The organism is Amycolatopsis saalfeldensis, from assembly GCF_900110575.1.
GTDB lineage: Bacteria > Actinomycetota > Actinomycetes > Mycobacteriales > Pseudonocardiaceae > Amycolatopsis > Amycolatopsis saalfeldensis.
On record NZ_FOEF01000008.1, the window covers coordinates 68,559 to 95,373 of the forward strand.

A 26,815-nucleotide genomic window follows, 5' to 3' on the forward strand; every position below is an offset into this window, starting at 1 on the left:
CCCGGGTTGACACGAGGCCTGCTGTCAACCTAGATTGACAGACATGACGGAAGCAACAGACCTGGCCGCACGGGCCGGCGATCGCGATCCCCGCGTGGGGCTTCGCGCGGTCGCGGCGCTCCGTCGGCTGGTGGAACAACTCGAGGCCGTGCAGGTGCGCAGCGCGCGGATGCACGGCTGGTCCTGGCAGGAGATCGCCGCCGAGCTGGGGGTCAGCCGGCAGGCGGTGCACAAGAAGCACGGGAGGCACTGATGTTCGAACGGTTCACCGTCGACGCGCGGATGGCCGTGGTCGAGGCGCAGGTCGTGGCCAGGGAGCTGGGCTCGCGGGAGATCTCGCCGCAGGACGTGTTCGCCGGCCTCGCCAGAACGGAAAACGGCGACGCGCAACGACTGCTGGCACAGCTGGGCGTCTCACAGGCCGAGGTGCTCGCCGAGCTGGAGCGGATCCGGCGCCGCGGCGGGATCAGCGACGCCGACGTCGAGGCGCTCACGGAGTTCGGCATCGACGTCGAGCAGGTCGTCGAGCGCATCGAGCAGACCCACGGCGAGGGCGCGCTGGCGGTCGGCGGCAAACGCGGCCGCCGCGGCCACATCCCGTTCACCGCCGACGCCAGGAAAACGCTGGAGCTGAGCCTGCGCGAAGCCGTGAAGCTCGGCGACAAGCACCTGGGTCAGGAGCACATGCTGCTCGCGCTGGTACAGCAGAAGGGCGCGGTCGCCGACCTGCTGGCCGCGCGCGGCATCGACTACCTGAGCGTCCGCCGGGCGGTCGGTCAGCGCGAGGCGGGCTGATGCTGTTCCTGCTGGCGGTCCCCGGCCCGCCACGTGACGAGCGGCAGGAGCGCGTGGGTGAGGGGGCCGATCGACGCCGCGTAGAGCACGGTGCCGACGCCGACACTGCCGCCGAGCAGCCAGCCGGCGGCCAGCACCGTCACCTCGATCCCGGTGCGGACCAGTCGCACCGAGCGGCCGGTGCGCGCGGTGAGGCCGGTCATCAGCCCGTCGCGCGGGCCGGGGCCGAGGCGGGTGCCGACGTAGACGGCGGTCGCGACGGCGTTGAGCAGCACCCCGCCGGCCAGCAGCACGATCTGCCACCCGAGCACGTGCTGGTCGGGCAGCACGGCGCGGACGGCGTCGACGGTCACGGAGATCACCAGGACGTTCGCGACCGTCCCGATGCCGGGGCGCTGGCGTAGCGGGATCCAGAGCAGTAGCACGAACACCGACGCGATGGCGGTGACCGTGCCGAAGCTCAGCCCGGTGATCTTCGTGAGGCCGTCGTGGAGCACGTCCCACGGGTCGAGGCCGAGGCCGGCGCGGGTGAGCATCGCCATGCTGGCGCCGTAGAGCGAGAGCCCGCCGAGGAGCTGGAGGCCGCGGAGCACGGGGGCCCGGCGGAGACTGAGCGGACTGAGATCGATAGCTGCCACTTCTGCACTATCCGGCACAACTGGTCTGGTAAACCATGGCCAATTGCGGATAATTGGTCTCATGGAATCGCGCGTACCGCTGGGAAGCCGGATCTCTGGCCAGAGATTGGCTGTGTTGCTGGGGGAGTGGCGGCGCCGTGGCTCCCGCCAGGGCGCCGCCGACCTCGCCGCGGCCGTCGAACTGCAGGTGCTCGACGGCCAGCTCCCGATCGGCACCCGGCTGCCCGCGGAACGGGAGCTGGCCCAGGCGCTGGCCGTCAGCCGGACGCTCATCGGCGCGGCCCTCGACCGGCTGCGCGAAGACGGACTGGTCGCCAGCCGCCGGGGCGCCGGTTCCTGGATCGCCGGCACGGGGCGGCGCGGGCACGAGCCGGCGCTGCCGTCCGGCGAAGGCCTGCTCGACCTGGCGCGCGCCGCGCCCGCCGCGTTGCCCGGGCTGATGTCCGCGGTCGACGACGCGCGGCGCGAGCTCACCGAGCACATCACCGGCAACGGTTATCTCACCGGCGGCCTGCCGTTGCTGCGCGAGCGGATCGCCGAGCGCTACACCGCGCGCGGCCTGCCGACCTCGCCCGACCAGGTGGTGGTGACCAGCGGCGCGTACTCGGCTTTTGTGCTCTGCCTGCGGATGCTCGCCGGCCCGGGCGACCGGGTGCTCGTCGAGCAGCCGACCTATCCCAACGCGCTCGACGCCATCCGCGCCGCCCACGCCCTGCCCGTCCCGGTGGCGCTCGACCCGGTGCGCGGCTGGGACCTGGCGGGAATCGAAGCCGCGTTGCGCCAGGCGTCACCGCGGTTCGGCTACCTCGTGGTCGACTTCCAGAACCCCACCGGCCTGCGCCTCGACGCGGCGGGCCGTGAGCGGCTCGGCGGGCTGCTGGCCCGCTCGCGGACCCCGGTGGTCGTCGACGAATCCTTGGTGGAACTGGATTATCAGGGCGATCCGGTGGACGGGCCCCCGCCGTTGGCCGCGTTCGCCGGCGAGCTGACGCTGACGGTCGGCTCCGCCGCGAAGTCCCACTGGGGCGGCCTGCGGCTGGGCTGGATCCGGGCGTCCGCGGATCTGGTGGACCGGCTGAGCTCGTCCCGGTTCGCGGTGGACCTCGGCGCGCCGGTCTTCGAGCAGCTGGTGCTGGCGTCGCTGCTGGAGCCGGCGGGCTACGAGGCGCTCGCGCGTCGTCGGGAGGAGATCAAGGGACAGCGGGACGCGCTGGTCGGGGCGCTGAAGTGGTACTGCCCGGAGTGGACGTTCGAGGTGCCGTCGGGCGGGCTTTCGCTGTGGTGCCGGCTGCCGGAGCCGATGAGCACCCGGCTGGCGGTCTCGGCGGCGAACCACGGCGTGCAGCTGGCGCCGGCTTCGCGGTTCGGGGTGCAGGGGGGTTTGGAGCGGTGGCTGCGGCTGCCGTTCGGGCTGCCGCCGGACCAGCTGTTCGAGGCCGTCCGGCGGCTGAGCGCGGCGGCCGCCTCGGTGCGCGGCCTGCCGGCGGTGAATGTGCCGGTCACCTAAGGCTTTTGACGATAAACAGCCGGTGCACCGGATGGTCCTGGCCACTCCAGGGAGGGTGGCGGTCGCATCCGGCGCACCGGCTGTTCGTCACCCGCTCCGCGAACGGAACGGGCACCGTGGCGGCTTCCTGGCACAGCCCCTCGACGTGCCGGGAAGCGCCGACGGCTCAGGCGGGCTTCGGTTGGCGCAGGTTCTCGCTCGGCGCGGTGAGCGAGAACCTCCGGAGCACGCCCGTTGTGGGTCCCGGCGCCGCAGGGGCAGCGCGGCGCCGGGACCAGGACCCGATCCGGCCGGGCGCGGTCGGCCGGTCGGGAAGTCGGAAGGTGTGCATGGATCTGCCCCTGTGTTCTGTCAGCGGGTAAGAGCGCTTTCAGGGGAGGGCGCGGCGCAGCCGAACGGGCGCGCGAACAAGAAGTTGATCTTGATTTGGACGCGGCTCTCCCCGGAGGACCAGGTGCCGGTCAGTCCGGGGAGGTGGTGGGCAGGGCCGCTTCCCGGCCCGCGCCGTCGACCTCGTGGTCGCGGCTGACCCCGATCAGCTTGAGCTGAGTGGTGGTGGCGCTGTCACCGGAGACGGCGAACGCCTGCCGCGCGCCGCCGGAGTTGTCGTGCCCCGGGGTGGCGGTGGTGGTCGGTGCCATCGGCGCGCTGGGCGCGGCCGGGAGCCCGCCGCCGCCCCCGCCGCTGCCGCCCCCGCCGTTGATCGCGTGGGTGTCGGACTCGCGCTGCTGCTGCCGCTGTGCGCGCGCGCTGTCAGCGTGTCCGATGGCCGTCTCGGTGAGCCCGCCGCGGCTCGCGACGGTGGTGGTGGTCGGCGCCCCGGCCGGAGGTGCGGTCGCGGCGGGGACAGTGACACCCGCCGGCGCGACGGTCGCCCCGACCAACGTCGGCACGGTTGCGGTAACGCCCCCACTGACGGCCCCACCGGAGAACACCGGCCCGAGCACCCCGTCGATCGGCAGCAACGGCGGCTGGTCCGCACTGCCCCCAGGCACCGACGGCGGCAACACGGTCTGCCCGACAGAGCCCACGGTCCCGATCACCCCGCCGACGGTGTGGAGGGCGGTGTTCAACGTCGTACCCACCACATCGACCAGCCCGCCGACCAACCCACCCACCAGCCCACCGAGAAGCCCACCACTCTGCTTCGGCTGGGTTTGCCGGTCGGGCTGGGTCTTCTGGTCCGGCTGGACTACGGGCTGCTGCCCCACCAACGGCCGGACGACTGCGGTGCTGCCGGTCGTGCTCTTGTCGGGGTCGCTGGTGCTGGCGCTGCCGCTCGTGCTGCTGTTGGGGTCGCTGGTGCTGGTGCTGGTGCTGGCGCTGCCGCCCTTGCTGTTGTCGGCAGTGTTGCCGCTGCTGCTCGTGCTGCTGTCGGGGTCGCTGGCGCTGCCGCTTGTGCCGATGGCGGTGCCGCCGCTGCTGCTCGTGTTGCCGTCAGCATTGCTGCCGCTGCTTTTGTCGGCGGGGCCGCTGCTGCCCTTGCTGCCGTCGGCAGTGTTGCAAGCGCTGCTGTCGGTGCCGGACCCGTTGGCCGAGTCGCTGCCGGGCGAGGCAGCACCGCTACTCGGCAAGGTGGCGCCTTCAGCCGCACCGGCGCACGAGGCAGTTCCATTGGCCGGGTTACCGGTCTTCGAGCCGTCGGCGGCCGAGGTACCAGCGGCCGGGCTACCGGCGGCGGAGTTGTCGCTGGCCGAGCTGCCAGTAGCCGAGTCGCCGGTGGCGGAGTTGTTGGTGGCCGAGTTGCCAGTGGCCGAGCTTTCGGGCGCGGTGGTCACCGATGTCGTCGTGCCGGTGTGGCTGGGTCTGGTCGAGCTGGAGGTGCCGGTGGCTCTCGAGCCGCGGCTGGTTGCTGCTGAGCTGGGGCTGGTTGCTTCGCGGTCGCCGGGGGTGGTGGAGCCGTGCGGGCCGTCGGCGGCCTGGTGATGCCTGGCGGATGGAGAGCCGGCGTGCTTTCCGGCGTGGGCGGAGGCGGTGGCGACGGCGTCACCGGAAGAAGAATCGGCGCCGCCCCGCTCGGCGGCCGACGCGCTGCTGTTCGCCAGCATCGCCCCGAGCAGCCATCCGGCCAGCGCCAGCCCGCCCGCCAACGCGATCCGCGCGGTCGGCCGTGCGATCGGACCAGCCCACGCCCTCGGACGGTGCACCCTCGCCCCGCCCGCCGTCGTCGAAGTGCCAGAGGAACCGACCGCCGTGGGGGCAAGCAGGCCGGAAGCGAGTGTCCCCGGAACCGCGGCAAGCTCAGCAGACGCAGGCTGGGTAGCCGCTGCCTGAGTAGCCGCAGGCTGGACGGCCGCTGCCTCAGCAGACGCAGGCTGCTCAGCCATAGCCGGAGTTTGAGCAGCCACCGTTCGGGCAGCGACAGCGGGGTGCACGGGAATCGTGTCGATCACGCCACCACCACCGTCCGCGCCTGAAGCTCATGCGGTCACCGCACGAAGCTGATCTTGCTGGGGTTCTCTTCCGGCCAGGTCGCAGTTACCCCGGGGCTGCACTCTTTCTAGCACCGCTCGCGAGTGTTTCATCTCTCCCGCGTTCGATCCACCCCGTACGGCGGAACAGCCTCACCGGCTCTGGTGTCCGAACGGCCGAAGTTGATCACCGTCCGTGCTCTCGGACGGCCGCGCCAGGGCCATCCGGGCGCCTCCCGCGACCGTCCCCGCAGGTGTTTGACCTGATGTTTCGAGCTGGACAGCCACTCAGGGTATCGCGTGGTCAACGCTGGGTGCGCGCACGGTCCGCACCCACGACTGTACTGAAAGGACAGCCCGCCATCCGGGACGCGAAGTGGTCAGACGAGTGACCGCAATCGCTTGACGGCCTCGTCGATGACCTCGTTGCGCTTGCAGAACGCGAAGCGCAGAAGGTGTTTCCACTCTTCCGGGTGATCGGTGAACACCTTTACGGGGACGGCCGCGACACCCACGCGTTCCGGCAGCTCCCACGCCAGCTCGGCGGCGTCGGTGAAACCGAGCGGCCGGACGTCGACGCACACGAAGTACGTGCCCTCGCTCGGGCGCACCTCGAAACCGGCGTCCGCGAGGCCCGCGGAGAGCCGGTCGCGCTTGTCCTGAAGGCTGGTGCGCAGGCCTTCGACCCACTCCAGCTCGTTGTCCAGCGCGTACGCGACCGCCGGCTGCAGCGGGCCGCCCGAGACGAACGTGATGAACTGCTTCGCCGCCTTCACCGCCGCGACCAGCTCCGGGGTCGAGCAGACCCAGCCGATCTTCCAGCCCGTGCAGTTGAACGTCTTGCCGGCGCTGGAGATCGACACCGTCCGCTCGCGCATGCCCGGCAGCGTCGCCAGCGGGACGTGCTCGGCGCCGTCGAAGACGAGGTGCTCGTAGACCTCGTCGGTGATCGCGATCAGGTCGTGCGCCACGCACAACGCGGCGACGGCCTCCAGCTGCCCACGCGTGAACACCGTCCCGGTCGGGTTGTGCGGCGAGTTCAGCAGCACGGCGCGCGTCCGCGGCGTGATGGCGGCGCGCAGGGCGTCGAGGTCCAGCTCCAGGCGCCCGTCGGGGTTCTCGACCAGGCCGATCACCCGCCGCTCGGCCCCGGCCATGGCCACTGCCGCGGCGTACGAGTCGTAATACGGCTCCACGACGATGACCTCGTCGCCGCGCTCCGTCAGCGCGATGAGCGTGGCGGTGATGGCCTCGGTGGCGCCCGCGGTGACGAGGATCTCCGTGTCCGGGTCGTACTCGGTGCCGTAACGCAGCCGGTGCCGGGCGATCGCCGCGCGCAGCTCGGGCCGTCCGGGGCCGGGCGGGTACTGGTTGGCGCCGCCGAACAGCGCGTTCTTCGCGGCTTCGAGCATCCCGGCGGGCCCGTCGGTGTCGGGAAAGCCCTGGCCGAGGTTCACGGCGTTGTGCTTCACGGCGAGTGCCGTCATCTCCGCGAAGATCGTCGCGGTGAACGGGCGGAGGCGGGGGACAAGAGCTGGTTCGCGCACGAAAACGCATCCTCACGGACAATGGCGTCGTGGAGCAACTCACGCCAGCCAACCTCACCCCGGTCGACCCGCCCGGCGGCGCCGCCGGGGAAGCGCGGAAACAACGCGGCCTGCGCAAGATGAAGCTGGTCGCGCTGGCTTTCCTGCTCGGCGCGACGGTCGTCTTCCTGCTCACGAGCTGGGCGGAATCGGCGGGCTGGCCCGGCTGGGTCGGTTACGTCCGCGCGGCGGCCGAGGCGGGCATGGTCGGCGCGCTCGCCGACTGGTTCGCCGTCACGGCGCTGTTCCGGCACCCGCTGGGCCTGCGGATCCCGCACACGGCGATCATCCCGAACAAGAAGGACCAGCTCGGCAGCAGCCTTGGCGAGTTCGTCGGGTCCAACTTCCTTTCCGAGGACGTCATCCGCGACAAGCTGCGGCGCGTCGAGATCGCGCGTCGCCTCGGCGGCTGGCTCCGGCAGCCGGCGAACGCGGAGCGCGTGACGTCCGAGCTGGCCACGGTCGTCCGCGGCGCCGTCACGGTCCTGCGTGACGAGGACGTGCAGGCGATCATGGAGCAGGCCGTGGTCAAGCGCATCGTCGACCGGCCGTGGGGCCCGCCGCTGGGCAAGATCCTGGCCGGCGTCTTCGAGGACGGCGCGCACCACAAACTCGTGGACCTCATGTGCGACCGCGGTTACGAGTGGGTCCGCGACAACCACAACACGATGCTGCGCGTGGTCTCGGACCGCGCGCCGAGCTGGTCGCCGAAGTTCGTCGACGAGATGCTGGCGGACAAGGTGTACGGCGAGGTCCTGGCCTTCACCTGGGCGGTGAAGACGGACGTCAACCACCCGATGCGGCTCGCGCTGGACAAGTTCCTCGGCGAATTCGCGCAGGACCTGCAGCACGACCCGCAGACGATGGAGCGCGCCGAGCAGGTCAAGGGCCAGATCGTCAGCCACGCCGAGGTGCAGAAGCTGATCGGCTCGGCCTGGGCGACGGCGAAGGACATGCTGCTCAACGCCGCGGAGGACCCGTCGAGCGAGCTGCGCCGCCGCGTCCGCGCGGGCCTGGAGTCCCTCGGCTCGCGCCTCATGACGGAGGAGACGCTGGCGGGCAAGGTCGACGGCTGGGTCGAGAGCGCGGCGGTGTACCTGGTTTCCCATTACTCCAAGGAAATCACCACGATCATCACCGACACCGTGGAGCGCTGGGACGCGGAGGAGACCTCGCGGAAGATCGAACTGCAGGTCGGCCGCGACCTCCAGTTCATCCGGATCAACGGGACCGTGGTGGGCGCGCTGGCCGGGCTGGTCATCTACACGGTGGCGCAGCTGTTGTTCTGAGGGTTCCTGTCCCCAGCCGGCGCGGCCTGTCCACAGGGCTTATCCCCAGGTGGAAGCCGGGAAAAACATGAACGAAGCGCTATACCACACGCGGGGGATGCTCAAACGAGTTGTCCACAGGAAGCTGAGTTATCCCCGGGGTTATCCACAGTTTTTCACGGTGATGGCCTAACGGGTGTCCACAAGTTGTGGGGATCCGGTGCTTCTGCACGTGCACATGTGGTGGCTGTGCACTAGTTGTCCACAGGGGTCGAGTTGTGCACACCGGCCGCGCGGGCGCGCCAGGAGCGGGCTTTCTCGCGGTTGCCGCAGACGCGCATGGAGCACCAGGTGCGGGAGCGGTTGCGGGATTCGTCGTAGAAGGCCCAGAGGCAGTCGTCCGCGGGGCAGATCTTCAGGCGGACCCAGTCGCCGCGGATGGCAAGGCGGGTGGCGGCGGCGAGAACCGCGGTGACGGCGTCGGGGGTCAGCAGGGCCGGCCCGTCGGCGGTCAACGCGAAGCGGAGCGGGACGTCCAACGGCCGCAGCGGCAGACGGGGATCGCCGACGGCAGCACGCAGCGCATCACGCACGGCGCGGGCGGCTTCGCACGCGGCGTGAGCATCGACGGGCGTGGTGCGGGCGGCAACGGGTGCGGGGCTGGCGGCGTCGCGTCCGGTGCGGGCATCGGCGGGCGTGGCGTGGGCGGCATCAGCCGCGGCGTGGGCGGCGCGGGCATCGGCAAGGACGGGGCGGGCAGCATCAGCCGAGGGGTGGGCGGCGTCGCGTCCGGTGCGGGCATCGGCGGGCGTGGCGCGGGCAGTGTCGGCCGCAGCGCGGGCGGCGGTGGTCGGGGTGCGGCCGGCGTCGGAGACGGCGCGGGCGGCGGTGGGCGTGGTGCGGCTGGTGTCGGACCCGGTGTGGGCGGCATCAGGCGTGGTGCGGGCAGTGTCGGCCACAGCGCGGGCATCGGCGGGCGTGGTGCGGGCGGTCTCGGACACGGTGGGGACGGCGCGGGCGGCATGAGGTGTGGGGTGGCCGGTGTCGGACGCGGCGCTGGCATCGGCAGGTGTGATCAGGCCGGTGTCGGACCCGGCGCGGGCAGCGGCAGGGGTGACGAGGCCGGTGTCGGACCCGGCGCGGGCAGCGGCAGGGGTGACGAGGCCGGTGTCGGGCCTGGCGCCGGTGGCGGGCGCGGCGAGGGCGGCGGTGTCAGGCGCGCTGTGGGCATCGGCAGGTGTGGCGCGGGCGGCATGAGGTGCGGGGTGGCCGGTGTCGGACCCGGCGCGGGCAGCGGCAGGGGTGACGAGGCCGGTGTCGGACCCGGCGCCGGTGGCGGGCGTGATGGGGGCGGCGGTGTCACGCGCGCTGTGGGCATCGGCAGGCGTGGCGTGGGCATCAGCAGGCTGACCGGGGCCGAGGTTGTGCTCGGCGGACCAGCGGTGCCAGAGCTCCGGGTCGTCCAGGAGGTCCTCGTTCCGTTCGATGTCGACGGTGTTGAGGAAGGCGACCACCAGGGAAGCGTCGGTGTGCACGCAACCAGTGTACGGGGAATGCCGGTTGCGGACTGCCTTGCTAACTTCCATACTCCCTACACTGGTTATCCAACTGGAGGGATGTGGATGGAAATGGGTGCGATACCGACCTTCGGCAGCGTGTGCCTCGACTGTCCCGACCCGGCGGCTCTCGCCGGGTTCTATCGGGCCTTGCTTGATTGGGACGAACCCAAGATTGGGGACGGCTGGGTCACCCTCGTCAATCCACAGGGTGGCGCACGACTCGAATTCCAGCGGGTGGACGACTATCGCGCGCCCGAGTGGCCGTCGCCGGAGAAGCCGCAGCAGGCGCATCTCGACTTGGACGTCAAGGATCTCGAAGGGGCGCACGAGCGGGCGCTGGGGCTCGGCGCGCGGCTGCTCGACGCGTCGCCGAAGACCTTCCGGGTGTACGCCGATCCGGTCGGTCACCCGTTCTGCCTGTGCGCCTGCTGACGCGGCCCGCGAAAAATGCGTAGGCTCTGATACGTGATTTGTCCGAAGTGTCAGAATCAGATGCGGACCGTCGACAAGAACGGGATCCACATCGACCAGTGCGACGGCTGCCGCGGCATCTTCCTGGACCGCGGTGAGCTGGAGCAGATCGTCGGCGCCGAAAGCTCCTACTACGGCCGGCAACAGCCGCCGCCGTACGGGGTGGCCGGGCCTCGGCCGGACTCGCCGAAGCCGTACCGCGGCGGCGGCGGTTACGCCGATTCGCCACGGCCCCACCGCGGGTACTCGGATTCGCCCCGCCCGTACGGCGGCCACGGCTACTCCGACTCCCCGCGGCCGTACGGCGGAGGCAACCACGGCGGCCGCCGCAAGCGCAGCTTCCTCGAGAACCTCTTCGACTGAGCCGAGCCGAAGCCGGTGCTTGACCTCAGGATCTGCCCGGCCTGCGGCGACCGAGCCGAACGGCCGATCGCCACCGGCGAAACGTTGGTGTGCGGGCGATGCGGGCATCGGTGGCCGTTCCGGCGGCTGCCGCTGTTCGCGCTGACCGGGCCGAGTGGCGCGGGCAAGTCGACCGTCGGGCCGGCGTTGGCCGCGAGGATGTCCGGTGACGTCGTGGTGCTGGAGCAGGACGTGCTCTGGACGGGCGCCCTGCGCGACGACGTCCCCGGTCACCCCGCGTTCCGCGCGGCCTGGTTGCGGATGGCGGCGATGCTGCACCAGAACGGCCGCCCGGTCGTGCTGTGCGGGACGGTCGCGCCGCCGGAGCTGGAACCCTTGCCAGAGCGCGTTTTCTTCGCCGAAGTGCACTATCTGGCGTTGGTCGCCGATCCCGCGGCCCTCCGCCGCCGGCTGCGCGCCCGGCCCGCCTGGCGCGAGTGGGACGAAGAGCGGATCGACGAGATGCTGGGCTTCAACGCCTGGATCCGCGGCCAGGCCGACCATTTCGACACCACCGAAGTGCCGTTGGACGAGACCGTCGCGCACGTCGAGAAGTGGGTTCGCGCCGGGCTCAAGCAGCCAGCGGCCACCTGAGCCCGTCCGGCTCGTCGAGCCAGAACTCCTGGTGCGGCCCGTCCACGGTGAGCCCGAAGCGGTCGCGCTCGGGTTTGCCCAGAGATTCCCACAGCACGTACGCGCGTTCGGCCAGGTCCCACAACGCGCGTGGACCGCCCTGGGCGACCTCGAACGTCCCGCCCGCTTTGCGGCAGCGGACCCACGAGCCGTCGGGATGGGTCAGCGCCACCGGGCCCGGGTCGGCGCGGGTCAGGATCACGGACGTGCCGCTGGACGGCGCCTCGCGGACCGGGTGCACGTCCGGCAGCTCCAGCGACGCGAAGAACTCGAACCGGTGCTTCGGCTTGACCAGCAACGACATCGGCAGCCGCGTGGGGCGCCAGGCCGAGTCGTCCGGGACCGGCAGCGGCGCGGGCTCGGGGCGGCGGTGGGCGCGAAGCGGCATGAACCGGCCGTCGCGGGCCAGCACGCGGCCGGTGCCCTTCGCGCCTTCGCCCGCGACCAGGCGCACCAGGCCCGCGCCCAGCGGCCGGTTCAACGTCGTCACCACGAGACCGCCCGGCACGGTCTGCTCCAGCCAGGCCGGCGGGATCGTCGAGACCGACGCCGTGCACAGCACCCGGTCGAACAGCACGCCCGCCGGGAAGCCGAGCGCGCCGTCGCCCACCGCGCAGGACGGGGCGTAGCCGCATGCTTGCAGGTGCTCGCGCGCCGCGGCCACCAGATCGGCGTCGATGTCCACAGTGGACACCTGGCCGGAGCCGCAGCGGTGGCTCAGCAGCCCCGCGTTGTACCCCGTGCCGGTGCCGACCTCCAGCACGCGCTGCCCGTCCTGCACGCGCAGCTCCTCCAGCATGATCGCCATGATCGCGGGCATGCTCGACGAGCTGGTGGGTGTCCCGGGAACGGGGCCACGGCGGGCTTCGGCCCAGCGCGACGGGTCGTCGTCGAGCTGGGTGACCAGGACTTCCGGCGAGTAGACGTGCTCCAGCCAGCCCGGGTCGCCGGAGTCCATCGCGGTCCAGCCGTCGCCGGACGGCAGGAAGAACCGCGGCAGGAACACGTGCCGCGGCACCGAGCGGAAGGCCTCGGCCCAGCGGTCGTCGTGCAGCGCGTCCTGTTCGACGAGGTGCTTGACCAGCCGGCGGCGCAGCCGTTGCGTGCCCATGGACTCCACCGTAACCGGGTGAGCGGCAACACACCCGATCGTTGCAAGCAGAGTGCTTGCAACTGCTAGCACTCGCGCGTACTGTCAAACGTGTCGCGAGGAGGTGACCGGATGACAGAACCCGGCGGAGCCCAGAACCCGATGGAGAAGGTCGCGGACATCGCTTCCGACATCGGCGAGTACATCCGGCAGCAGCGCAGCAGCGCGAAGATCTCGTTGCGGCAGCTGTCGAAACTCGCCGGAGTGTCCAATCCGTACCTGAGCCAGATCGAGCGCGGGGTCCGCAAGCCCAGCGCGGAAATCCTGCAGCAGATCGCCAAGGGCCTGCGCATCTCGGCCGAGGCGCTCTACGTGCAGGCAGGAATCCTCGATCTGCCCACCGGCGGCCCGGTCGGCGACTCGATCCGCGCCGACGCCGAGCTGACCGAACGGCAGAAGCAGGTCCTGCTCGACGTCTACGAGTCCTTCCGGCGCGAGAACGCCGCGGCCCGGCCGGCCGCGGAGACCACCCAGACCACTACTGAAGACACCACTGAGGAGTCGGCATGACCACGCCCACCACCAAGGACGTCCGCAAGGCCGTCGACACCGCCCTCGAGCAGGTCCGCACCCCGCTGCTCGCCGCGCTCGGCGCCGGCAACCTGGCCAGCCAGGCCGTCGTGGACGCCGTCGCCAAGGCCCGCGAGAACGTGACCAAGAGCGGCGAGGCCGCCCGCAAGAACCTCGAGGAGATCCCGACCGACGTCGAGGGCCTCCGCGAGAAGCTCGACCCGGCCGAGCTGCGCAAGGTCATCGACGAGTACACCGAGGCCGCGCTCAAGCTGTACAACAAGCTGGCCGAGTCCGGCGAGCAGGCCTGGGACAAGATCTCGGCTCAGCCGCAGGTCAAGAAGGCCATCGAGCAGCTGGAGGACGCGCTGTCCACCGCGCAGGAGCGCGTGGACGGGCTGACCGGCGAGACCCGTGAGCGCGTGGACGGCGTGCTGGCCAAGGTGACCAAGCGCACCCGCTCGGTCGGCGAGAAGGCCGCCCGCAAGGTGACCGAGGTCGCCGGCGAGACCGCGGACGCCGTGGAGGAGCTGGGTGGCGAGCTCGCCCACGAGACCCGCTCGGTGACCCGCAAGGCCGCCAACCGCACCGCGCCGAAGACGACCAGCCCGGCCGCGCGCCGCACCACCACGACCACCAGCACCGCCGCGGCCAAGAAGCCGGCCGCGCCGAAGACCGACAAGTAACGACAGCGTCCCACTGGCCCCGGCACCCCGCGAGGAGTGCCGGGGCCAGAGTCGTCCCGGCGGCCTGCCGTAAGCTGGAAAACGTGCTGGTTGCCACTTGGATCCTCGGGGTCATCCACTGGGGCAGCGCCTTGGTCGGGCTCTTCGCCTTCGTACACGCGCTGTTCCAGCGGTCGGACGCCTACTCGGCCGCCGATCGCCGGACCAAGCCGATCTGGTCGCTGATCACCTTCGGCGCCACCCTCGCGCTGGCGCTGTTCTGGCTGCAGGACGCCGGGTTCATCTTCTGGGTGCCGGCGATGGCCGCGGTGCTCGTCTACCTGGTCGACGTGCGGCCGCGGCTGAACGAGGTCCAGCGCGGCAAGCGCAACTGGTGAAGCCGTAGCCTGGCGAAGTGACCACCTGGAGCATTGCCGGGACCCTCACCGTCGTTCCCGCGCCCACCCGCACCGAACTGCTCGCCGAACCCGTCGCGAAGGCGCTCGCCGCGCTCGCTTCGCCGGAGGCCGTCGGCGTCACGGAGATCGATCCCGAGCTGGCTGACACCGCCGCCTTCTGTGAGGCGTACGGCTCGCCGCTCGACGCGTCCGCGAACTGTGTGGTCGTCGCCGGCAAACGGGCCGGTGAGGTCCGCTTCGCCGCCGCGATGGTGCTCGCCACCACTCGCGCCGACGTCAACGGAGTGATCAAGCGGCGCCTCGACGTGCGCAAGGCATCGTTCGCGCCGATGGACGAGGCTGTTTCGCTCACGGGCATGGAGTACGGCGGCATCACGCCCGTCGGCCTGCCCGCGGAATGGCCGATCCTGATCGACGCCGCGGTCGCTGCCGCGCCGGAACTGGTGATCGGCAGCGGGATCCGCGGCAGCAAGCTGCTGATCTCCGGTGCCGCGCTCGCGTCGCTGCCGAACGCGGAGGTCATCGAGGGCCTCGCCCGGTGACGTCCGTCTGGATGCGGTACCTGAGCGGCGCGGACATCGACTCGCTCGGTGTCACGCACGCGGACATCGTCGGCGCGGTCGAGGACGTGCTGGTCGACCACGGGCACGGCGACGTCGTCTTCGAGCCGCGCACGCACCTCGTGCCGGACAACGGCGGCAAGGGGCACTTCAACATCCTGCGCGGGCACCTGTCGGCGAAGCAGGTCAGCGGCGTGAAGGTGGTCGGCGACTTCGTCTCGAACTTCGAGCGCGGGCTGCCCAGCGAGATGGCGCTGATCCTGTTGCTCGACCCGGAGACGGGCATGCCGCGCGCGATCGTCGACGGCACCATGATCACCGAGGCCCGCACCGGCGCGATGACGGCGGTGGGCGCGAAGTACCTGGCGCGGCCCGGTTCGAAGGTGCTCGGCCACGTCGGCGCGCGCGGCACGGCGTGGTGGAACGTGGTGCTGCTGGACTCGATCTTCGACTTCGACGAGATCCGCGTCACCAGCAAACGGCCCGAGTCGCGGGAGGAGTTCGGGCAGCGGCTTTCGGCTGAGCTCGGCAAGGAGGTCCGCGTCTGCGCCGATGCCGCCTCGACGCTCGACGGCGCCGACGTGCTCGTGGAGGCCTCTCGGCTGAACGAGCCGGAAGCGTTGGTGCGCAAGGAGTTCCTGCGTCCGGGCACCTTCCTCGTCCCGTACGGCACGATCAGCGCGCTGGAGCTGACGCTGCTCGACGCCGTGGACAAGCTCGTGGTCGACAACTGGCGGGAATCGCAGTCCGGCAACCCCCGGTTCGGCGCGCTGCGGCCGCAGCTGAACGCGGGCCTGCTCACCGAGGACGGCGTGTACGCGGAGATCGGCGACATCGTGGCGGGCGGCAAACCCGGCCGGGAGAACGACGAGGAGCGCATCCTGTTCTGGCACCGCGGACTGTCCACAACGGACGTCGCGGTGGCGAACATGATCCTGCAGCGGGCCGAAGCGGCGGACGCCGGCACGATGCTGCCGTACCGATGATCGCCCGCGAGCCGGACGACGTCATCCGCGCGGACCCCGCGCGGATCGAGCTGGACCCGGCGCTGCTGGCGTCGGTCCGCGCGAACCGTTCGGCGATGCTGGCCGCGCTGGATGCCGCCGAGGGACCGATCTATGGCGTCAACACCGGCATGGGGCGGCTCGCGGGCGTCCGGCTGTCCACCGCACAGCAGGCCGAGCACCAGCGGAACCTGCTGGTGGGCCGGGCCGTCGGGGGTCCGCCGTGGCTCTCGCCGGAGCTGACGCGGGCGTTGATGCGCATGCGGCTGCGCAGTTTCCTGCGGCCGGAGGCGGCGGTGAGCGCCGAGCTGGTCTCGTTCCTGGCGGACCGGCTCAACGACGGGTTCACCCCCGCGGTGCCGCGCGGCGGGCTGGGCAGCGCGGGCGAGATCATCCCGCTGGCACACGCGTTCCAGACTTTCGCCGGCCTCGGCTCGGTGCTGGAGGACGGGGTGGTGGTGCCCGCGGCGGAAGCGTTGCGCCGCCGCGGGGTGCGGCCGTTCGAGCCGGGGCCGAAGGAGGGCGCGAGCCTGATCCAGGGCTCGCCGCTGGCGCAGGCCTATGCGTGGACGACCAGCGGGAGCGTGCACCAGCTCGTCGACCTGCAGACGCTGTGCGCCGCGATCGCCGTGGACGTCACGGGTGCGCCGCGCTCGGTCTACCAGTACGCGATCCCGAACCCGCACGTCACGGCCGTGCTCGCCGAGTTCTCCGAGCTGACTTCCGGCGCCCTCGCGCGTCCCGGGGTGGTGCAGGCGCCGGTCTCCCTGCGCGTGGGCCCGCGGGTGATCGGCTTCCTGGACCAGGTGTGCGCCGACCTCGTGGCCACGCTGCGCGAGTCCTGGGACACGCCGGGTGACTCACCGTCGTTTGTGGACGGTGCCTTCGTGCCGACCACGGGGTACCACGCGGCCGATCTCGGGCTGCGGATGGACGCGGTGAAGGCGGCGGTGGTGCACGTCGGCGAGGTCGCGGTGCAGCGGCTGCACCGGCTGCTGGACCCGCAGTTCAGCGGGCTGCCGGCGCAGCTGGCCGTGGACCCGGGGCCGCAGGCCGGGCTGACGCCGCTGCACAAACGCGCGGTGGGGGAGCTGCATGCGTTGCGCCGCTTGGCTTCGCCGGCGACGATCGGCTCACTCGACACGTCGGCGGGCCAGGAGGACGTGCAGGCGTTCGCGTGGGCGGCCGGGGCCGAGCTGGAAACGGCGATCGGGCACCTGTTCACCATCACGGCGTGCGAGCTGATCGCCGGCGCCCAGGCCCGCCACCTCGGCGCCGGCGACGGCGCGCCCGGGCTGGCCGGGGCGTACCGCTGGATCGCCGCGACCGTCCCGCCGGTGCTGGTGGACCGCCCGCTGGGCCCGGACGTCGACCGGCTCGTGGCGGTTTGCCGGGAGACCTACGTCGACCAGCTGGCGGACCTTTAGGACTCGCGGCGCGCGTTCTGCAGGGCGAGGCCCTTCGGGGTGGCCCAGCGTGTCAGCAGCGAGAAGATGCCTTCGCACACCAGCGCCAGGACGATCACGGCGATGCCGCCGCCGAAGATCTCGCCGTAGCCCTGCACGCCTTCGGCGAAGCCGTCGACGATGTAGCGGCCGAGGCCGCCGCCGTCATTGACGATGGCGCCGATCGCGACGGTGGCCACGAGCTGCAGGAAGGCCACGCGCGCGCCCGCCACGATCACCGGCGACGCCAGCGGCAGCTCCAGCTTCAGCATGATCTGCCATTCGCGGTAGCCGGTGCCGCGCGCGGCGTCCACCGTTTCCTGCTCCAGCTGGACGACGCCGGCGTAGGTGTTCGTGAACAGCGGCGGCAGGGCCAGGCCGACCAGCGCCAGCAGCAGCGGCCAGAAGTTCGTGTCCGCGCCCCACCGGCTGGCCAGGAACCAGAACAGGATGATCAGCCCGAAGCTCGGGATCGCGCGCCCGATGTTCACCGCGCTGCTCGCCAGGAACGCGCCGCGCCGGTAGTGCGCGAGCCACACCGCCGCCGGGATCGTCAGCACGGCCGCGACGAGCAGGGACAGCACGGAGAACCAGAGGTGCTCGACCGTCCGGTACGGGATGCCGGCCGGGTCCGTCCAGCTCCACCGGTTCGGGTCGGACAGCCACTGGCCCAGCTGCGTGAAGACGTTCATCGGGCCCGCACCTTCCGCGCCCACGGGGCGAGCGCGCGTTCGCTCAGCCAGAGCAGCAGGTCGACGACCACCGCGAGCACCACCGAAAGCACGATGCCGGCGATGATCGGGCTCGGGTTGGGCGTGGTGGTCTGGATGCCGGCGCGGATGAAGTAGCCGAGGCCGCCCATGCCGAGCAGCGAGGTCACCGTCACCAGGCCGATCGTCGTCACCGCGGCCACGCGCAGGCCCGCGATCACCACCGGCAGCGCCAGCGGCAGCTCGACCTGCCAGAGCAGCCGCCGCCGGGTGAAGCCCATGCCGATCGCGGCCTCGCGGACCTCGGTGGGCACCTGCTGGACGCCGGTGACGATGTTGCGGATCAGGATCAGCAGCGTGTACGTCGCCAGCGGGATCACCGCCGTGGTGAACGAAAGCCCGAAGAACGGCACCAGCAACGCGAACGCCCCGAGGCTCGGGATCACGTACAGCGCGCCCGTCGCGCCGATCACCAGCGGGTAGAACCAGCGGTAGCGCAAGCACAAGGTGGACAGGACCAGCGAGACGACCAGCCCGATGCCGAGCGCCGCGGCGGTCAGGGCGATGTGCTCGCCGAGCCGCTGGACGATGGCGTCGGAGTTGCGCTCGACCCACCGCCACTCGAAGATCGGCCGGCTGCTCTCGGCGAGCAGCGGGGTCACCGAAGGCGCGTGCACCGGGCGACCTTACCCCGTTCGGGGTGTCGGATTCCGGTTGTTGAGATCAGGTCGCGGTTGAATCCCAATCCGTGGTTTCTGTCGTGGCTCACGGTTAAGGTCCAATCCTCTGTTCGTGGAAAGAGGAGTGTGGGGACGTGCGCTGGACCCGGAACATCCGAGCGGCCGCACTGGTGGCGGTCGCCGCCTTGGGCCTGACCGCCTGCGGGGGTGGGGGCTCGGACCAGCCCGCCGCCCCGAGCAAGGGCGGCGCGCCGATCGTCGTCGCCTCGTTCAACTTCACCGACAGCCAGATCCTGGCCGAGATCTACGCGGCCGCGCTGGAGGCGAAGGGCTACCCGGTCACCCGCAAGCTCAACCTGGGCTCGCGGGAGCTGATCTACCCGTCGCTGAAGTCGGGCGAGCTGCAGTTCCTGCCCGAGTACCAGGGGTCGGCGATCACCACCGGCTTCGGCAAGGACCCGGTCAAGGACGCCCCGGGCGAGCACGAGCAGCTGGCCAAGCTGTTCGAGCCGTCCGGCATCTCGCTGCTGAACTACGCGGCGGACGAGGACAAGAACACCTACATCGTGAAGGCCGACCTGGCCAAGTCCAAGGGCCTGACCAGCATCAGCGACCTGAAGAAGCTCGACAAGGTCGTCATGGCCGGCCCGCCGGAGTGCGAGAAGCGGCTGCCGTGCTTCCAGGGCTTCAAGGACGTGTACAAGCTCACCAACGCGACGTTCCAGACCGTGCAGGAGGCCGGCCCGCGGGTGCAGCAGCTCAACTCCGGCGCCGTCACGGTGATCCCGGTCGACTCGGTGAGCCCGCTCGTCGGCGACCCGCAGTACGTGGCGCTGAAGGACGACCTCACCATCGTGCCCACCGAGAACGTGGTGCCCGCGGTGAACAAGAAGGTGCTCGACGAGCGCGGCGCCGACTTCGCGGCGGCGGTCAACGCCGTCAGCGCGAAGCTGACCACCGAGGGGATGCGCGAGCTGAACAAGCGCGTCGACTCCGACGGTGAAGTGGCCGCGGACGTGGCGAAGGACTGGCTGAAGCAGCAGGGCCTCGGCTGACGTTCTGCCTGGTCGAACGGGCCGCTCGGGGTTCTCCCGGGCGGCCCGTTCGCTGTGTGTGCGAAGGTAGCGACGGCGGAAAACGAGGAGAAGCTGAGGAGCACGATGGGAAAGGTCACGGCCACCGCGGAGCGCACGATCGACGCGCCGGTGGACAGGGTTCGCGAACTGGTCGCCGACTACGCCGAGACCCGGCCGAAGCTGCTCACCGAGCACTACCGCGACTACGAGGTGACCGCGGGCGGGCACGGCGCGGGCACTGAGGCGAGCTGGAAGCTGCAAGCGACGTCGAAGCGCGTGCGCGACGTGGCGGCCACCGTGAGCGAGCCGTCCCCGGGCACCCTCGTCGAGACCGACGCGAACTCCAGCATGGTCACCACCTGGACGGTGGCGTCCGCCGGCGAGCGCTCGCTGGTGCGCATCGAGACCAGCTGGGACGGCGCCGGCGGCATCGGCGGCTTCTTCGAGAAGACGTTCGCGCCGGGTGGATTGAAGAAGATCTACGACGGCGTGCTCGGCAAGCTCGAAGAGATCGTGTAGCGCTCACCACAGGTCCCCGCTGAATCGGAATGATCGCCCCGGTTGACTGGTTGGCCGGGTATATGCGGGGCGAACGCCCCGGTTGACTCAGCCCACGAAACGGAGTTCAGCGGTGAACGCACCGACCCAGGCCACGGAGATCCGGCTCGCCTCCCGTCCGCACGGCGTCCCGACGCAGGACAACTTCGACATCGTCGACACCGAGATCCCCTCGCCCGGCGCGGGGCAGATCCTGGTGCGCAACCTCTTCATGAGCGTCGACCCGGCCATGCGCGGCCGGATGAGCTCGGCGAAGTCGTACGCGCCGCCGTTCGAGGTGGGCGAGGTCATGTCCGGCGGCGCGCTCGGCGAGGTCGTCGAGTCCACTGTGGACGGCTTCAAGCCGGGCGACCACGTGTTGCACCAAGCCGGCTGGCGCACCCACGCCGTGCTCGACGCGGCGAGGAGCGTGAAGGTGGACGCCTCGGCGGCGCCGCTTTCGACCTACCTCGGCGTGCTCGGCATGCCGGGCCTCACTGCGTACGCCGGGCTGCTGGTGAGCGCGGAGTTCAAGCCGGGCGACACGGTGTTCGTGTCCGGCGCCGCGGGCGCGGTCGGCTCCCTGGTCGGGCAGCTGGCCAAGCTGAAGGGCGCCAAGCGCGTGATCGGCAGCGCCGGCTCGGCGGAGAAGGTGCGGCACCTGATCGACGACCTCGGCTTCGACGCCGCGTTCAACTACAAGGACGGCCCCGTCACCGAGCAGCTGGCGGCAGCCGCGCCCGAGGGCATCGACGTCTACTTCGACAACGTCGGCGGCGAGCACCTCGAGGCCGCCATCGCGTCGATGAACCTGCACGGCCGCATCGCCGTCTGCGGGATGATCTCGGTGTACAACGCCACCGAGCCGACCCCGGCGCCGCGCAACCTGCCGCAGATCATCGCCAAGCGCCTCACCATCCGCGGCCTGCTGGTGATCGACCACTGGAGCCTGCGCGAGCAGTTCGTCACCGAGGTGGCGCCGCTGGTGGCTTCGGGCGAGATCAAGTACTCGGAGACGTTCGTCGACGGCATCCGCAACGCGCCCGAGGCGTTCCTCGGCCTGCTCGGCGGGGCCAACACCGGCAAGATGCTGGTCCGGCTCTGAGCTTCTGAGCGGCTTGTCGGTGGAGGGTGTTGAGCTGGTGGTGTACCCCGCAACTCTCAGCCAGGTCATCCCCGTGAACGGGGTGACTCGCTCAGCCCGGCAGTGACCCAGCAGACCCGGGGTGCAGACAAGACGCGTACGCCTGTCCGCCCCTGACGTCCACCAGTGGGCCTCAGCCGAAGGACAGCTCGGGCAGGCTCGCCGCCGTGTGGTCGGGGGCGGGCGTGCCCGGCAACGGCCGGACGCCGGGCCGCGTGAGCAGCGCGGTCCGTAGTCCGGCCGCGTGCGCGCCGGCGATGTCCCACCCGTGCGCGGCGACCATCACGGCCTGGCCGGGCTCGAGGTCGTAGGCGTCGAGCACCTGCCGGTACGGCTCGGGCGCGGGCTTGAGCCGGCTGACCTGCTGCGCGGAGAAGATCCGGTCGAGCGCCGTCGCGACCCCCGCGTGCTGCAGCTGGGTCTCCGCGGTGGCCAGCGGCGAGTTCGTCAGCGCGACGACGGTGTGCCCGGCCTGCTTGAGTTTCTTCAGCCCTGGCAACACATCGGCGTGCGCGGACAGCGAAAGCAGCGCTTCGCGGAACCCGGTCAGCTCGGCGTCGGTGAGCTCATGGCCGTACCGCGCCACCGTGTCGACGGCCGCCGCGCCGGCGATCTCCGCGAAGTCCCGGTAGCCGCCGGTCGCCGTGGTGGCGAGCGCGGTGTGGATGGCGAGGTCGAACCACTCCCGCCGCGCCCGAGCCGCTCCGGTCAGCCCGGTGAACCACGGGTCGAGGCCCGCGAGGTCGAGCAGGGTTTCGTTGACGTCGAAGACACACAGCATGTGTTCTCCCTCGGCGGGTTCAGTACTGCTGGGTGGCGGAGCGGTGGTCGAGGTCGGCGTCGAGCTGGTCGACGGTCGCCGTGAGGTTCAGCTGGTCACGCAGGATGCAGCCGAGCGTGGGCAGCTCCGCGCGCTCCGGCCAGGTCTCCGGCTGCCACAGCGAGGAACGCAGGAAAGCCTTGGCGCAGTGCATGTACAGCTCCCGCACCTCGATCACGATCGCCAGCCGCGGGCGCTTTCCCTTGACCACGAGGTCGTCGAAGAACGGCGCGTCGGCGACGATCGTGGCGCGGCCGTTGACCCGCAGGGTTTCGTTCATGCCCGGGATGAGGAACAGCAGGCCGGCGTGCGGGTTGTCGAGGATGTTGCGGAAGCTGTCCACGAGCTTGTTGCCCGGCCGGTCCGCGAGCACGAGGGTCTTGTCGTCCAGCACCAGCACGGAGCCGGCGGGGTCGCCGCGCGGGGAGACGTCGCAGCTGCCGTCGGGCGCGGACGTCGCCAGCAGGCAGAACGGCGAGTGCGCGATCAGCGTCCGCGCGTGCTCGTCGATGTGGCCGAGGATCTTCCTGGCCGTCCGCTCGCTCGCCTCGCCGACCACGTCGCGCAGGGCCTCGTGGGTGGAGATCACCGTTGTCGCCATGGCTCCAGTGAACCGCGCCGGGAAGGGTGGGCGACAGGGGATATTCCGGGCGGTCACTCCTGGACCGGGCCGTGCCCGTCGCGGTGGGCTTCGATCACGATGCGGGCCGCGGTGGTGGACTTCGCCGCGACCTGGGCGGCCGTGTAGTTCATGCGGCGGTAGACGCCGTTGAGGAAGAATTCGCCGTAGCCGTGGGCCTGGGCGTTGAGCTGCTCCATCAGTTCCAGGGCCGCCGGCGGGTACGGGCAGACGGCGAGGCACAGCGTCAGGTACGAGTCGATCAGGGCACGGCGGCTGTCGTGCAGCTCGGTGTACTTCGGGTCCTGGAGCCCTTCGGCGAAGATCGCCTGGAAGCCGATGCGGCGGTCGATCAGGAAGCTCGTGTACGCGCCCGTCGCGGCGGCCAGCTGGCAGACGGTGTCCGGTTCGTCCTTCGCGACGGCCGCCTCCACCTGCTCGCGCAGCTGGCAGGCCGTGTTCGTCGCGACGGCCGCCAGCAGGCTGGTGCGGTCCGGGAAGTGCCGGTACGGCGCGGCGGGCGAGACCTTCGCGCGCTTGGCCACCTGCGCCACCGAGAAGCCGTCCATGCCCAGCTCCGCGATGAGGTCCACCGACACCCGCACGAGCTCGTCACGCAGATCGCCGTGGTGGTACTTGCCGCCCATGCGCTGAATCACATCCGATCACCCTCGCGCATATGTAAGAGACCTCTTACTATAGACATGTGAGAGAGGTCTTACATAGAAAACCCGGGCGGTTGCCCGGACTTGTCTGGAGGGTTTCATGACCACCACCACGCCCGCCATCGCCGTATCGGCTCCGGGTGCCCCGCTCGCCACGACGACGATCGAGCGCCGGGACCTGCGTGCGGACGACGTGCTGATCGACATCGCGTTCGCGGGCATCTGCCACAGCGACCTCCACCAGGCGAAGGAGGACTGGGGTTCGGCGATCTTCCCCATGGTCCCGGGCCACGAGATCGCCGGCGTCGTCGCCGCGGTCGGCGCTGACGTGACGAAGTACCAGGTCGGCGACCGCGTGGGCGTCGGCTGCATGGTCGACTCGTGCGGTGAGTGCGAGTACTGCCTGGCCGGCACCGAGCAGTTCTGCCTGAAGGGCAACGTCCAGACGTACAACGGCGTCGGCTTCGACGGCGAGAACACCTACGGCGGGTACAGCCGCCAGGTCGTGGTGCGGGACGCGTTCGTCTGCCGGATCCCGGAGGGCATCGAGCTGGACGTCGCCGCGCCGCTGCTCTGCGCGGGCATCACCACCTACTCGCCGCTGCGCCACTGGGGCGCCGGGCCGGGCAAGAAGGTCGCCGTCGTCGGCCTCGGGGGTCTCGGGCACATGGCGGTCAAGCTCGCGGTGGCCATGGGCGCCGACGTCACGGTGCTCAGCCAGAGCCTGAAGAAGCAGGAAGACGGTCTGAAACTCGGCGCGAAAGATTACTTCGCGACCGGCGACGAGGCCACCTTCGACGTGCTCAAGGGCCGCTTCGACGTCATCCTCAACACCGTCTCGGCGAAGCTCCCGATCGACGCGTACCTCGGCATGCTGCGGGTCGGCGGCGCGATGGTGAACGTCGGCGCGCCGCCGGAGTCCTTGGCCTACAACGCCTTCTCGCTGCTCGGCGGCAACAAGGTGCTGGCCGGCTCGATGATCGGCGGCATCGCCGAGACGCAGGAGATGCTCGAGTTCTGCGCCGAGCACGGCCTCGGCGCCGAGATCGAGACGATCTCCGCCGACCAGGTCAACGCGGCCTACGAGCGGGTCGAGAACAGCGACGTGCGGTACCGCTTCGTGATCGACGCCTCGACCATCGGCGCCTGATCTCTCGTGAGTGGCGGTGAGAGCTTCTCGCCGCCACTCACCAGTCCTAGAAGACGACGGTTCGGTTGCCGTGCACCAGGACGCGGCCTTCGAGGTGCCAGCGCAGGCCTCGCGCGAGCGTCACCTTCTCGATGTCGCGGCCCTTGCGCACCATGTCCTCCACCGAGTCGCCGTGGTCGACGCGGATCACGTCCTGCTCGATGATCGGCCCGGCGTCGAGGTCGGCCGTCACGTAGTGGCAGGTGGCGCCGACCAGCTTGACGCCGCGCGTGTACGCCTGGTGATACGGCTTCGCGCCGGCGAAGGACGGCAGGAAGCTGTGGTGGATGTTGATCGCCCGCCCGGCCCACTCCGCGCACAGCCCGGCGGGCAGCACCTGCATGAACCGGGCCAGGACCACGGCGTGCGGATCGTGCTCGTCGACGAGTTCCCGCACCTGCGCAAACGCTTGCGCCTTGCCTTCCGGGTCCCCGGCCGGGAACGGCACGTGGTGGAACGGGATGCCGTGCGCGCGGGTGATGTCCGCGAGTGAGGCGTGGTTGCCGATCACCGCGGCGACGTCGACGTCCAGCTCACCCGACGCGACGCGGCCCAGCAGGTCGTACAGGCAGTGCCCGGACTTCGACACCAGCACGACCGCGCGCGGCCGCTCGCCGGTGTCGCGCACCGACCAGCTGGACTCCGCCGACAGTTCCGCCGCCACCGCGCCGAACCGCTCGCGCAGCCCCGCGGCGTCGAAGGGCAGCGAGTCGGCGCGGACGACCTGACGCGTGAAGAACCAGCCCGTGTCCGGGTCGGTGTGGTACGCGGCTTCGACGATCATGCCGCCGTGCTCGGCCAGGAATCCCGAGATGCGGGCGATGATGCCGGTGCGGTCGGGGCAGCCGAAGGTGAGGACGTAACGCTGGGGATCAGGCACGCCGCCCATTCTCGCCGGTGCTGGTCAGGGCGCCGCGAGGGGCTCCAGGAGGGTGCCGTCGCCGGTGGTGGCGGCGTGGTTCGGGCGGCCCCAGAGCGCGCGGTAAACGTCGTCGGCGGGGCCGCTGAGCGTGACGTCCGGGCGGCCTTCGCCGACGAGCGCGGGCGGCTCGCCTTCGCGCAGGGCGATGGTCCACAAACGACCTTCGGTCTCGACGCGAACGGTCCCGTCCCGGTTCGAGGGCCGGGCGCGCCGGGGCATCAGGAAGGTGAGGAACTCGTCCACGCCGTCGGCGGCGAACGCGGCGGCGTACCGGGTCGGCGGCGGCTCGGGCAGCGCGCTTTCGGCGTCCAGCCGGTGGATCGCCATCTCGTGCGCCATCCGCCGGGTCAGGTCGCCGCAGGTGATGGTGGCGCCGCCGCGTGGGAACGGCGAGCGGACGGGGCCGTCGGCCGGTCGGCGCAGCGCCTCGCGCAGGGCGAGCCGCTCGCCGTCCCAGCAGCCGAGCAGGTCCGCCCAGCCGGTGGGCGCCGACGGCTCAGCTGCCCGGTCCGTGATCACCGCCACGCTGGAGGAGAGCACCCTCGCCAGGTGGGTCACCAGGTCGTGCACAGTCCATTTCGGACAGTTCCGGACGCGCGCCGCCGGGCCCGCCGTCAGCGCGGCCGTCTTCAGCCGGTCGCTGTGGATGTCGATCGTCTCCCGCAGGTGGTCCGCTCCGTCCATCCGCTGAACGTAGCGCGCGCAGCCGGAGCCGGCGGATCGCTTCGATCAGGCTGACGAGCAGCAGCCCCAGCAGGAACGACAGCAGCAGCCCCTTGACCGGCTCGTCCGCGAAGGCCGCGCCGCCGGCCAGCCCGATCAGCACGCTGTAACACGCCCAGAGCGCGGCGCCCGCGGCGTCGAGCGGCACGAACCGGCGCGGCGGGTAACCGAGGCTGCCGCACGCGAGCGCGCTGGCCACCCGCCCGCCGGGCAGGTAACGCGCGGCGACGATCAGCAACGGCGCCTGCCGCCGCACCTGCGCGCGGGCCCACTCGTACCGCTGCCGCCCCGACGGCCCCCGCTGCAACCGGGCCAGCGCCCGCGGCCCCGCCGCCCGGCCGACCGAGTAGGCCAGGCAATCCCCGGCCCACGCCCCGGCGGCCGCGACCACGGCCAGCGTCGCCAGCCAGCGCGGGTCCGGCCCGAGCAGCACCGCGACCGTCACCACGGTCGTCTCGCTCGGCATGAACGGCAGCAGCGCGTCCAGCCCCGCCACGGCGAAGACGAGCACCCACAGCCACGGCGAGCCCAGCGCTCCGCGCAGCAGCTCGGTGATGTGCTCCAGCAGTTCCACCCGCCCATGGTGATCACCGCAGGTCGACGGCGGGTGACGCAGCGGCGTTCGGCCGGTGAACAGGTGGGTTTCGTACCCGGATGCCGGTCTTGGCAGCGTGTTCCGGGCCTTGTGGTCACCCTCGGTAAAGCGA

At 71.2% G+C, this 26,815-nt stretch carries 29 protein-coding genes and 2 pseudogenes; 18 read left to right on the forward strand and 13 right to left on the reverse strand.

Translation table 11 applies throughout. The features are described 5' to 3' along the window. Positions 1-43 precede the first annotated feature (43 nt). Together BMY97_RS19445 and BMY97_RS19450 are read left to right on the forward strand one after the other, a co-directional pair. Positions 44-253 carry an ECF-type sigma factor gene (locus BMY97_RS19445; protein WP_091618297.1) on the forward strand — a complete coding sequence of 70 codons (210 nt, stop codon included), beginning with the start codon at positions 44-46 and terminating at the stop codon, positions 251-253. Further along, the gene (locus tag BMY97_RS19450) at positions 253-795 is read left to right on the forward strand and encodes a Clp protease N-terminal domain-containing protein (RefSeq protein ID WP_091618298.1); all 543 of its coding nucleotides are present in this window, start codon (positions 253-255) and stop codon (positions 793-795) included. The genes BMY97_RS19445 and BMY97_RS19450 overlap by 1 nt, the downstream gene beginning before the upstream one ends. On the opposite strand, the gene yczE is transcribed toward BMY97_RS19450, so the two are convergent. Then, a complete protein-coding gene (gene yczE, locus BMY97_RS19455; RefSeq protein WP_091618299.1) occupies positions 777-1,433 on the reverse strand; it encodes a membrane protein YczE in 657 nt (218 codons plus the stop codon). The genes BMY97_RS19450 and yczE overlap by 19 nt on opposite strands. Before the next feature lie 61 nt (positions 1,434-1,494). Here yczE and yczR point away from each other — a divergent pair, with 61 nt between their 5' ends. After that, positions 1,495-2,940, forward strand: a complete 1,446-nt coding sequence (yczR, locus tag BMY97_RS19460; RefSeq protein ID WP_091618300.1) for a MocR-like transcription factor YczR — start codon at positions 1,495-1,497, stop codon at positions 2,938-2,940. 461 nt (positions 2,941-3,401) lie between these two features. Here yczR and BMY97_RS19465 read toward each other — a convergent pair whose 3' ends face one another. Then, the gene (locus tag BMY97_RS19465) at positions 3,402-4,058 is read right to left on the reverse strand and encodes a hypothetical protein (protein WP_143086233.1); all 657 of its coding nucleotides are present in this window, start codon (positions 4,056-4,058) and stop codon (positions 3,402-3,404) included. Between the two features lie 112 nt (positions 4,059-4,170). On the opposite strand from BMY97_RS19465, the gene BMY97_RS19470 reads away from it, so the two are divergent. Beyond that, positions 4,171-4,866, forward strand: a complete 696-nt coding sequence (locus tag BMY97_RS19470; RefSeq protein WP_091618302.1) for a hypothetical protein — start codon at positions 4,171-4,173, stop codon at positions 4,864-4,866. Between the two features lie 865 nt (positions 4,867-5,731). Here BMY97_RS19470 and BMY97_RS19475 read toward each other — a convergent pair. After that, entirely contained in the window at positions 5,732-6,898 is a 1,167-nt protein-coding gene (locus BMY97_RS19475) for a pyridoxal phosphate-dependent aminotransferase (RefSeq protein WP_091618303.1), read from the reverse strand. A 29-nt stretch (positions 6,899-6,927) separates the two neighbouring features. Between BMY97_RS19475 and BMY97_RS19480 the strand changes: the two genes are divergently transcribed. Further along, positions 6,928-8,226, forward strand: coding sequence for a DUF445 domain-containing protein (locus BMY97_RS19480; RefSeq protein ID WP_091618304.1), 1,299 nt, complete (start codon positions 6,928-6,930; stop codon positions 8,224-8,226). A 233-nt stretch (positions 8,227-8,459) separates the two neighbouring features. Here the strand turns inward: BMY97_RS19480 and BMY97_RS19485 are convergent. Beyond that, positions 8,460-8,807: pseudogene (locus tag BMY97_RS19485) on the reverse strand (CGNR zinc finger domain-containing protein); the annotation flags it as partial. 1,026 nt (positions 8,808-9,833) lie between these two features. On the opposite strand from BMY97_RS19485, the gene BMY97_RS19495 reads away from it, so the two are divergent. The 3 genes from BMY97_RS19495 to BMY97_RS19505 are packed head-to-tail and all read left to right on the forward strand — an operon-like array spanning position 9,834 to position 11,231. Beyond that, positions 9,834-10,196 carry a VOC family protein gene (locus tag BMY97_RS19495; protein WP_091618568.1) on the forward strand — a complete coding sequence of 121 codons (363 nt, stop codon included), beginning with the start codon at positions 9,834-9,836 and terminating at the stop codon, positions 10,194-10,196. A 33-nt stretch (positions 10,197-10,229) separates the two neighbouring features. Further along, positions 10,230-10,598: a TFIIB-type zinc ribbon-containing protein gene (locus BMY97_RS19500; RefSeq protein WP_281246912.1), complete on the forward strand. Its 369-nt coding sequence runs from the start codon at positions 10,230-10,232 to the stop codon at positions 10,596-10,598. A gap of 15 nt (positions 10,599-10,613) precedes the next feature. Next, positions 10,614-11,231, forward strand: a complete 618-nt coding sequence (locus BMY97_RS19505; RefSeq protein WP_091618306.1) for an AAA family ATPase — start codon at positions 10,614-10,616, stop codon at positions 11,229-11,231. On the opposite strand, the gene BMY97_RS19510 is transcribed toward BMY97_RS19505, so the two are convergent. Next, positions 11,209-12,381 carry a methyltransferase domain-containing protein gene (locus BMY97_RS19510; protein WP_091618307.1) on the reverse strand — a complete coding sequence of 391 codons (1,173 nt, stop codon included), beginning with the start codon at positions 12,379-12,381 and terminating at the stop codon, positions 11,209-11,211. The two genes, BMY97_RS19505 and BMY97_RS19510, sit on opposite strands and share 23 nt — an antisense overlap. 141 nt (positions 12,382-12,522) lie before the next feature. On the opposite strand from BMY97_RS19510, the gene BMY97_RS19515 reads away from it, so the two are divergent. From BMY97_RS19515 to BMY97_RS19540, 6 genes are all read left to right on the forward strand, one after another. After that, on the forward strand, positions 12,523-12,930 hold the full coding sequence (locus BMY97_RS19515; protein WP_091618308.1) for a helix-turn-helix domain-containing protein: 408 nt from the start codon (positions 12,523-12,525) through the stop codon (positions 12,928-12,930). After that, positions 12,927-13,616: a hypothetical protein gene (locus BMY97_RS19520; RefSeq protein WP_091618309.1), complete on the forward strand. Its 690-nt coding sequence runs from the start codon at positions 12,927-12,929 to the stop codon at positions 13,614-13,616. The genes BMY97_RS19515 and BMY97_RS19520 overlap by 4 nt, the downstream gene beginning before the upstream one ends. Positions 13,617-13,699: 83 nt before the next feature. Then, the gene (locus BMY97_RS19525; RefSeq protein ID WP_091618310.1) at positions 13,700-13,993 is read left to right on the forward strand and encodes a DUF2516 family protein; all 294 of its coding nucleotides are present in this window, start codon (positions 13,700-13,702) and stop codon (positions 13,991-13,993) included. Positions 13,994-14,010: 17 nt separating this feature from the next. Next, on the forward strand, positions 14,011-14,556 hold the full coding sequence (locus BMY97_RS19530) for a YbaK/EbsC family protein (RefSeq protein ID WP_091618311.1): 546 nt from the start codon (positions 14,011-14,013) through the stop codon (positions 14,554-14,556). After that, positions 14,553-15,560: an ornithine cyclodeaminase family protein gene (locus tag BMY97_RS19535; RefSeq protein ID WP_091618312.1), complete on the forward strand. Its 1,008-nt coding sequence runs from the start codon at positions 14,553-14,555 to the stop codon at positions 15,558-15,560. Before BMY97_RS19530 ends, BMY97_RS19535 begins: the two co-directional genes overlap by 4 nt. After that, entirely contained in the window at positions 15,557-17,005 is a 1,449-nt protein-coding gene (locus BMY97_RS19540; protein WP_091618313.1) for an aromatic amino acid lyase, read from the forward strand. The genes BMY97_RS19535 and BMY97_RS19540 overlap by 4 nt, the downstream gene beginning before the upstream one ends. Here BMY97_RS19540 and BMY97_RS19545 read toward each other — a convergent pair. After that, complete coding sequence (locus tag BMY97_RS19545) at positions 17,002-17,715, reverse strand: ABC transporter permease (RefSeq protein ID WP_091618570.1); 714 nt, start codon at positions 17,713-17,715, stop codon at positions 17,002-17,004. The genes BMY97_RS19540 and BMY97_RS19545 overlap by 4 nt on opposite strands. Further along, positions 17,712-18,410, reverse strand: a complete 699-nt coding sequence (locus tag BMY97_RS19550) for an ABC transporter permease (protein WP_091618314.1) — start codon at positions 18,408-18,410, stop codon at positions 17,712-17,714. Before BMY97_RS19550 ends, BMY97_RS19545 begins: the two co-directional genes overlap by 4 nt. Positions 18,411-18,547: 137 nt before the next feature. Between BMY97_RS19550 and BMY97_RS19555 the strand changes: the two genes are divergently transcribed. From BMY97_RS19555 to BMY97_RS19565, 3 genes are all read left to right on the forward strand, one after another. Continuing rightward, entirely contained in the window at positions 18,548-19,468 is a 921-nt protein-coding gene (locus BMY97_RS19555) for an ABC transporter substrate-binding protein (RefSeq protein WP_091618315.1), read from the forward strand. A 105-nt stretch (positions 19,469-19,573) separates the two neighbouring features. Beyond that, positions 19,574-20,008 (forward strand): SRPBCC family protein, encoded by a 435-nt coding sequence (locus tag BMY97_RS19560; protein WP_091618316.1) that lies wholly within the window; start codon positions 19,574-19,576, stop codon positions 20,006-20,008. A 112-nt stretch (positions 20,009-20,120) separates the two neighbouring features. Beyond that, the gene (locus BMY97_RS19565; RefSeq protein WP_091618317.1) at positions 20,121-21,131 is read left to right on the forward strand and encodes an NADP-dependent oxidoreductase; all 1,011 of its coding nucleotides are present in this window, start codon (positions 20,121-20,123) and stop codon (positions 21,129-21,131) included. 172 nt (positions 21,132-21,303) lie between these two features. On the opposite strand, the gene BMY97_RS19570 is transcribed toward BMY97_RS19565, so the two are convergent. From BMY97_RS19570 to BMY97_RS19580, 3 genes are read right to left on the reverse strand one after another with little or no spacing between them, the layout of a single operon-like run. Beyond that, positions 21,304-21,951 (reverse strand): haloacid dehalogenase type II, encoded by a 648-nt coding sequence (locus BMY97_RS19570; protein ID WP_091618318.1) that lies wholly within the window; start codon positions 21,949-21,951, stop codon positions 21,304-21,306. 19 nt (positions 21,952-21,970) lie between these two features. Continuing rightward, entirely contained in the window at positions 21,971-22,591 is a 621-nt protein-coding gene (locus tag BMY97_RS19575; RefSeq protein ID WP_091618319.1) for a pyridoxamine 5'-phosphate oxidase family protein, read from the reverse strand. Positions 22,592-22,644: 53 nt separating this feature from the next. Then, positions 22,645-23,268, reverse strand: coding sequence for a TetR/AcrR family transcriptional regulator (locus BMY97_RS19580; protein ID WP_245787397.1), 624 nt, complete (start codon positions 23,266-23,268; stop codon positions 22,645-22,647). A 106-nt stretch (positions 23,269-23,374) separates the two neighbouring features. On the opposite strand from BMY97_RS19580, the gene BMY97_RS19585 reads away from it, so the two are divergent. Continuing rightward, positions 23,375-24,424, forward strand: coding sequence for an NAD(P)-dependent alcohol dehydrogenase (locus tag BMY97_RS19585; RefSeq protein ID WP_091618321.1), 1,050 nt, complete (start codon positions 23,375-23,377; stop codon positions 24,422-24,424). Positions 24,425-24,470: 46 nt separating this feature from the next. Here the strand turns inward: BMY97_RS19585 and purU are convergent, their stop codons facing one another. The 3 genes and pseudogenes from purU to BMY97_RS19600 form a co-directional block, all read right to left on the reverse strand. After that, positions 24,471-25,352 (reverse strand): formyltetrahydrofolate deformylase, encoded by an 882-nt coding sequence (gene purU, locus BMY97_RS19590; protein WP_177231440.1) that lies wholly within the window; start codon positions 25,350-25,352, stop codon positions 24,471-24,473. A gap of 15 nt (positions 25,353-25,367) precedes the next feature. Then, a pseudogene (locus BMY97_RS19595) lies at positions 25,368-25,964 on the reverse strand (maleylpyruvate isomerase family mycothiol-dependent enzyme); the annotation flags it as partial. Continuing rightward, positions 25,882-26,682, reverse strand: a complete 801-nt coding sequence (locus BMY97_RS19600) for a DedA family protein (protein WP_245787398.1) — start codon at positions 26,680-26,682, stop codon at positions 25,882-25,884. The gene BMY97_RS19600 and the pseudogene BMY97_RS19595, both read right to left, overlap by 83 nt. Positions 26,683-26,815: the final 133 nt, after the last annotated feature.